This is a genomic window from Streptomyces sp. NPDC093510, from assembly GCF_040683555.1.
Taxonomy (GTDB): Bacteria; Actinomycetota; Actinomycetes; order Streptomycetales; family Streptomycetaceae; genus Streptomyces.
In genome coordinates, this window is the sequence record NZ_JBFBEE010000066.1 from 1 (window position 1) to 1,510 (window position 1,510).

Consider the following 1,510-nt stretch of genomic DNA (forward strand, 5'->3'; position numbering starts at 1 on the left):
CGTCATCAAGTGGCTGACCACCACTGACCACAAGACGATCGGCACGCTCTATCTGGTCACGTCGTTCGCGTTCTTCTGCATCGGCGGTGTGATGGCGCTCTTCATGCGCGCCGAACTCGCCCGCCCCGGCTCGCAGATCATGTCGAACGAGCAGTTCAACCAGGCGTTCACGATGCACGGCACGATCATGCTGCTGATGTTCGCGACGCCGTTGTTCGCCGGTTTCGCGAACTGGATCATGCCGCTGCAGATCGGTGCTCCCGATGTGGCCTTCCCGCGGCTGAACATGTTCGCCTACTGGCTGTACCTCTTCGGCTCGCTGATCGCGGTGGGCGGCTTCCTCACCCCGCAGGGCGCGGCCGACTTCGGCTGGTTCGCCTACAGCCCGCTCTCGGACGCGGTGCGTTCGCCGGGCATCGGCGCCGACATGTGGATCATGGGTCTGGCCTTCTCCGGCTTCGGCACGATCCTCGGCTCGGTCAACTTCATCACCACGATCATCTGCATGCGCGCTCCGGGCATGACGATGTTCCGTATGCCGATCTTCGTGTGGAACGTGCTGCTGACCGCGGTGCTCGTGCTGCTGGCCTTCCCGGTCCTGGCCGCCGCGCTGTTCGCCCTGGAGGCGGACCGCAAGTTCGGTGCGCACATCTTCGACGCGTCCAACGGCGGCGCGTTGCTGTGGCAACACCTCTTCTGGTTCTTCGGCCATCCAGAGGTGTACATCATCGCGCTACCGTTCTTCGGCATCATCTCCGAGGTCATCCCGGTCTTCTCCCGCAAGCCGATGTTCGGCTACATGGGCCTGATCGGCGCGACGATCGCGATCGCGGGTCTGTCCGTGACGGTGTGGGCGCACCACATGTACGTCACCGGCGGCGTGCTGTTGCCGTTCTTCTCCTTCATGACGTTCCTGATCGCCGTGCCGACCGGTGTGAAGTTCTTCAACTGGATCGGAACGATGTGGAAGGGGTCCTTGTCGTTCGAGACCCCGATGCTGTGGGCGGTCGGCTTCCTGATCACCTTCACCTTCGGTGGTCTGACGGGTGTCATCCTGGCCTCGCCGCCGATGGACTTCCACGTCTCGGACTCGTACTTCGTGGTGGCGCACTTCCACTACGTGGTGTTCGGCACCGTGGTGTTCGCGATGTTCTCCGGCTTCCACTTCTGGTGGCCGAAGTTCACCGGCAAGATGCTCGACGAGCGTCTGGGCAAGATCACCTTCTGGACGCTGTTCGTCGGCTTCCACGGCACCTTCCTCGTCCAGCACTGGCTGGGTGCCGAGGGAATGCCGCGTCGCTACGCGGACTACCTCCACGCCGACGGCTTCACCGCGCTGAACACGATCTCGACGATCTGCTCGTTCCTGCTCGGTCTGTCGATCCTGCCGTTCTTCTACAACATCTGGAAGACGGCCAAGTACGGCAAGAAGATCGAGGTCGACGACCCGTGGGGTTACGGCCGTTCGCTGGAGTGGGCGACGTCCTGCCCGCCCCCGCGGCACAACTTC

General features: G+C 63.1%; 1 protein-coding gene. It reads left to right on the top strand.

Features of this window, described 5'->3' with window-relative positions; all coding sequences use genetic code 11:
- Positions 1-1,510 (top strand): cytochrome c oxidase subunit I (gene ctaD / locus AB0N81_RS41960; RefSeq protein WP_365368204.1); only part of this gene is annotated, 1,510 nt, incomplete at both ends.